The 5500-nt window shown below is 71.3% G+C and carries 4 protein-coding genes; 2 read left to right on the top strand and 2 right to left on the bottom strand.

Annotated elements, in window-relative coordinates:
* Nucleotides 1–241: 241 nt before the first annotated feature.
* Complete coding sequence (locus AB8Z36_RS28575; RefSeq protein WP_369216271.1) at nt 242–1411, bottom strand: steroid 3-ketoacyl-CoA thiolase; 1170 nt, start codon at nt 1409–1411, stop codon at nt 242–244.
* A 289-nt stretch (nt 1412–1700) separates the two neighbouring features.
* Between AB8Z36_RS28575 and AB8Z36_RS28570 the strand changes: the two genes are divergently transcribed.
* Complete coding sequence (locus AB8Z36_RS28570; RefSeq protein ID WP_369216270.1) at nt 1701–2945, top strand: cytochrome P450; 1245 nt, start codon at nt 1701–1703, stop codon at nt 2943–2945.
* A 127-nt stretch (nt 2946–3072) separates the two neighbouring features.
* A complete protein-coding gene (locus AB8Z36_RS28565) occupies nt 3073–4677 on the top strand; it encodes a hypothetical protein (protein WP_369216272.1) in 1605 nt (534 codons plus the stop codon).
* On the opposite strand, the gene AB8Z36_RS28560 is transcribed toward AB8Z36_RS28565, so the two are convergent.
* Nucleotides 4628–5500: phosphatase PAP2 family protein (locus AB8Z36_RS28560; protein WP_369216269.1), on the bottom strand; the 873-nt coding region annotated here is incomplete at its 5' end. The two genes, AB8Z36_RS28565 and AB8Z36_RS28560, sit on opposite strands and share 50 nt — an antisense overlap.

The raw sequence follows: 5500 nt of genomic DNA, 5'->3' as shown, positions 1-5500 counted from the left end.
CCGCCCCCACACCGGGGGCGGCCACCTCTCACACGTACCCGAGCCACCCATTCCAGCCCGTCCGGCGTTTGAGGACGAACTCGGCGCAGCCGGTGACAGCAGTGACCGCAGCCACCCCTCCCAAGCCCGTCCGGCGCTTGAGGACGAGCCAGGCGCAGCCGGCGACAGCCGGGACCCGAGCCACCGCACAAAGCCCGTCCGGCGCCTGAGGACGAGCCAGGCGCAGCCGGCGACAAACCCGCTAAAGCCTCTGCAAGATCGTGGCGGTGGCCACCGCACCCCCCGCACACATGGACACCAGCGCGAACTCCTTGTCCCGGCGTTCCAGCTCATGCAGGGCCGTCGTGATGAGCCGCGCCCCCGTCGCCCCGACCGGATGACCGAGGGCGATCGCGCCCCCGTTGACGTTGACCTTCTCCAGGTCCTGCCCGAAGACCTGCGTCCAGCTCAGCACCACCGACGCGAACGCCTCGTTGATCTCCACGATGTCGATGTCCTTCAAAGACATCCCCGCCTTGCCGAGCACCGCCCGCGTCGCGTCGATCGGCCCGTCGAGGTGGAAGTGGGGATCGGCGCCGACCAGCGCCTGGGCGACGATCCGCGCCCGGGGCCGCAGCTTGAGCGCGCGCGCCATCCGCTTGGACGCCCACATGATGGCCGCCGCCCCGTCGGAGATCTGGGAGGAGTTGCCCGCCGTGTGCACGGCGGTGGGCATGACCGGCTTGAGCCCCCCGAGCGCCTCCATCGTCGTGTCGCGCAGCCCCTCGTCCCGGTCGACGAGCCGCCACATGCCCTGGCCCGCGGCCTGCTCCTCCTCGGTGGTGGGCACCTGCACGGCGAACGTCTCGCGTTTGAAGCGCTCCTCGGACCACGCCGTGGCCGCCCGCTCCTGCGAGATGAGCCCGAGGGAGTCGACGTTCTCCCGGGTGAGCCCCCGCTTGCGGGCGATCCGCTCGGCGGCCTCGAACTGGTTGGGCAGGTCGACGTTCCACTCGTCGGGGAACGGCTTGCCCGGCCCGTGCTTGGAGCCCGACCCCAGCGGCACCCGCGACATCGCCTCCACACCGCAGCTGATCCCGACATCGATGACCCCGGCGGCGACCATGTTGGCCACCATGTGGCTCGCCTGCTGCGAGGAACCGCACTGGCAGTCCACCGTCGTCGCCGCCGTCTCGTACGGAAGCCCCATCGTGAGCCAGGCGGTGCGCGCCGGGTTCATGGACTGCTCCCCGGCGTGCGTCACCGTACCGCCGACTATCTGCTCGACGCAGTCCGCGTGGATGCCGGTACGGCCGAGCAGTTCACGGTAGGTCTCCCCGAGCAGATAGGCGGGGTGGAGATTGGCGAGCGCGCCCGCGCGCTTGCCGATGGGGGTGCGTACGGCTTCGACGATGACAGGTTCCGCGGCCATGGGGCTGGTCCTCTCCGTCCACGTCCCGCGAGCCGTCCCGGCGGCTCGCGGGTGTAACTAGTACGCGTTCTAGTTCTGCACAGCAGTCTGCTGAGCCCGACCCCGGCGCCGCAAGGGTCTTGCATACCCCGGCACCGGCCGAATCACCCCGCACGCCCCCTCCGTGCATGCAGGGATCGCGCCCCGGCCCTTGCCACTTGTAGAACCCGTTACTACCTTGCGAAGCACCTCCTGATGGGCCGTCAGAATTACCGGGGCCCCTTGGTTCCCGTCAGACCTGGAGTTGCCGATGCCCTGTCCAGCGCTTCCCGACGGGTTCGACTTCACCGACCCCGATCTGCTCCAAGCCCGCGTACCACTGCCGGAGTTCGCGACCCTGCGGCGGACGGAACCGGTGCGCTGGATCGCCCAGCCGCGCCGCGTCTCCGGCTTCGACGACGAGGGGTACTGGGCCGTCACCCGGCACGAGGACGTCAAGTACGTCTCCACGCGCCCCGAACTGTTCTCCTCCTACCTCAACACCGCGATCATCCGGTTCAACGAGTCGATCCAGCGCGACGCGATCGACGCCCAGCGGCTGATCATGCTCAATATGGACCCGCCCGAGCACACCCGCGTACGGCAGATCGTGCAGCGCGGTTTCACGCCGCGCGCCATCCGCTCGCTGGAGGACGCGCTGCGCGCCCGTGCCCGCTCCATCGTCGGGACGGCACTCGCGAACGCGGACGCCGACGGCGGCTTCGACTTCGTCACGCAGGTCGCCGTGGAGCTGCCCCTGCAGGCCATCGCGGAGCTGATCGGCGTCCCCCAGGCGGACCGCTCCAAGATCTTCGACTGGTCCAACAAGATGGCGGCCTACGACGACCCGGAGTACGCCATCACCGCCGAGGTGGGGGCCGAGGCGGCCATGGAGATCGTCTCCTACGCCATGAACCTCGCCGCCGCCCGCAAGGAGTGCCCCGCCAAGGACATCGTCAGCCAACTGGTGGCGGCCGAGGACGAGGGCAACCTCTCCTCCGACGAGTTCGGCTTCTTCGTGATCCTGCTCGCGGTGGCGGGCAACGAGACCACCCGCAACGCCATCACCCACGGCATGCACGCCCTGCTCACCCACCCGGACCAGTGGGAGCTGTTCAAAAGGGAGCGCCCGGCGACCACCGCCGAGGAGATCGTCCGCTGGGCGACCCCCGTGGTCTCCTTCCAGCGCACGGCGACCCAGGACACCGAGCTCGGCGGCGTGCGGATCAGGGCGGGCGACCGGGTCGGCGTCTTCTACTCCTCCGCCAACCACGACCCCGAGGTCTTCGAGGACCCCGGCACGTTCGACATCACCCGCGACCCCAACCCCCACCTCGGTTTCGGCGGCGGCGGCCCGCACTTCTGCCTCGGCAAGTCGCTCGCGGTCCTGGAGATCAACCTCATCTTCAACGCCGTCGCCGACGCCATGCCGGGGCTGCGGCTGACCGGCGACCCGCGCAGGCTGCGGTCGGCCTGGCTGAACGGCGTGAAGGAGCTCCGGGTCAGCACCGGCTGACCCACCCCATTCCGGCCGTCCCCTTTACGGAACCAACGTTTCCGTTGCGCCCGGCGTCCTGGCAGGTGAACCTTGCCTTTCCCGATGCCGAACGGAAACCGTGGCCGTGGTCTCTGCCGACTACTCGATCGCTCCGTCCGGCAGCGCCCCCGGCGAACGGAAGTTCTCCTTCCGGGGGTTCTGCCGCAGACACCGCGTACCGCTGCTCGCCACCGCCCCCACCCTTCCCCTGTACGTGGTGTGGGCGGCGTTCCTCGCCACCGGCGGCGGCGATCTGGCGGCGCAGGAGGCCTGGGCGGGGTTCGCCGCGCAGCACGGGGCCGCCGCGTACAACCTCTTCTGGTACGGCGGCATGCACACCGCCAACTACAGCCTCATCTCGCCCTATCTGATGGCCGCCGTCGGAGTGAAGACCGTGACGGTGCTCTCCGGGGTCGCGGGCGCCTGGCTGGCCGCCCTGCTCATCGAGCGCACCGGCGTCCGCGGGCCGCTCTGGCCCGCGGTGCTCGCCTCGCTCGGCATCTGGTGCAACGTCGCCTCGGGCCGTACGACGTTCGCGCTCGGCCTCGCCTTCGGCCTCGCGGCCTGCCTGGCGCTCGTAAGGGAGCGGCGCGCGGCCGTGGCCGCGGTGTGCGCGGCCCTCGCCACCATGGGCTCCCCGGTGGCCGGGCTCTTCCTCGTCGTGGCGGGCGCGGGCTACTTCTTCGTACGCGACTGGGTCCGCGCGGCGGTCCTGATCGTGCCGCCCTTCCTCGTCGTGGCGACCACCACGCTGCTCTTCCCGTTCAGCGGCGAACAGCTGATGCCCTTCGACCGGATCTTCCCGCCGGTCCTCTTCGGCCTGGCCCTGGTGGTGGCGGCGCCGCGCGAGTGGCGGGCCTTGCGGTGGGGCGCGGGGACGTACGCGGCCGGGACCGTCCTCACGTATCTCATCCCGTCCCCCATCGGCACCAACGTCGAGCGGCTCGCGGAGCTCTTCGGTCCCGCGGCGCTGCTCGCCGCCCTGCTCGCGCCCGGCCTGGACCGGGTGCGGCGGCTCGTCCTGGCCGTGGCGCTCGTCCTCTCCTCGGCCTGGGTGGTCCAGAAGACCTACGACGACCTGGCGGTCTCCACGAAGGTGCCCGCCTGGGCCGCGGACACCCAGGGCGTGGTGCGCGAGCTGGAGCGGCTCGGCGCCGACCGGACCCGCGTCGAGGTGGTCCCGGCCCGCAACCACCGCGAGGCCACCGCGCTCGCCCCGTACGTGAACATGGCGCGCGGCTGGAACCGCCAGCTCGACATCGAGCGCGGGCGCCTCTTCTACGACGGCACGTTCTCCGCCGCCACCTACCGCGCCTGGCTCGACAAGTGGGCCGTCGGGTACGTGGTGCTGCCCTCGGGCAAGCCGGACGGGTTCGCCGAGGACGAGGCGGCGCTGGTGGCGAGCGGCCCGAAGTGGCTCGACCCGGTGTGGCGGGACGCCCACTGGCGCATCTTCCGGGTGACGAACGCGGTGCCGCTGGTCTCACGCCCCGCGTCCGTCGTCCGCACCACGGGATCGGACGTGGTGGTGCGCGTCCCCGAGCGGGGTTCGGTGACGGTGCGCCTGGTGTACTCGCCGTGGCTGCGGGCCGAGGGCGCCTGTCTCAGGCGGCAGGGCGAGTTCACCCGCCTCTCGGTGCCGGAGCCGGGCACCTACCGGATCAGCTCGGGGTACGGTCCTTCGCCGAGCCGTCCCGCGACCTGCCGCTGACGTCGGGTTCCGGTCCCGTTTCCCGCCGTGGCCGCCCGGCCCTGGGCCCCGACAGGAGGTAGGTGAGCCCGAAGCCCGCGCCGACCACGGCCGCGCCGCCCACCGCGTCGAGCACCCAGTGGTTGGCGGTCGCCACGATCGCGGAGACGGTGAGGAGCGGGTGCAGCAGGCCGAGGGCCTTCATCCACCACCGGGGCGCGAGGAGGGCGATGACCAGACCGCACCACAGGGACCAGCCGAAGTGGAGTGACGGCATCGCCGCGTACTGGTTGGTGAGGTCGGTCAGCGTGCCGTAGTTGGGCTTGGTGAAGTCCTGCGCGCCGTGCACCGTGTCGATGAAGCCGAGGCCGGGCATCAGGCGCGGCGGGGCGAGCGGGTAGGCCCAGAAGCCGATCAGGGCGAGGACCGTCGCGAAGCCGAGGGCGGAGCGCGCCCAGCGGTACTCGGCGGGGCGCCGTACGTACAGCACGGCGAGGACCGCGAGCGGCACCATGAAGTGGAAGGACGTGTAGTAGAAGTCGAAGAACGCCTCCAGGCGTCCGGCCCTCGCCACGGCATGGTTGACCCAGTGCTCGACGTCGAGGTGCAGGAACCGCTCGATGGCGTGGATCTGCTCGCCGTGGTGTTCGGCGCGGGCCCGTCCCCCGGAGATGGTGCCGCCGGTCGCCGCGAGCCTGACCTGCTGGTAGGCGGAGTAGCCGACCCGGATCAGGAGCAGTTCGAGCAGCAGGTTCGGGCGGGTCACCACGCGTCGCCAGAACGGCATGAGGGGCACCCGCGACCAGCGGGCGGGCACGGGCTCGGCGTGGTCGGTGGGGACGGG

Origin of the sequence: Streptomyces flavofungini (assembly GCF_041028215.1) — a bacterium.
GTDB classification, from domain to species: domain Bacteria; phylum Actinomycetota; class Actinomycetes; order Streptomycetales; family Streptomycetaceae; genus Streptomyces; species Streptomyces flavofungini_B.
This window is presented reverse-complemented; position numbering and strand designations above follow the sequence as displayed.

Bases quoted from the DNA above. Each gene is read 5' to 3' on its own strand.
- AB8Z36_RS28575 (WP_369216271.1), bottom strand. From the start codon at position 1,411: ATGGCCGCGGAACCTGTCATCGTCGAAGCCGTACGCACCCCCATCGGC.
- AB8Z36_RS28570 (WP_369216270.1), top strand. From the start codon at position 1,701: ATGCCCTGTCCAGCGCTTCCCGACGGGTTCGACTTCACCGACCCCGAT.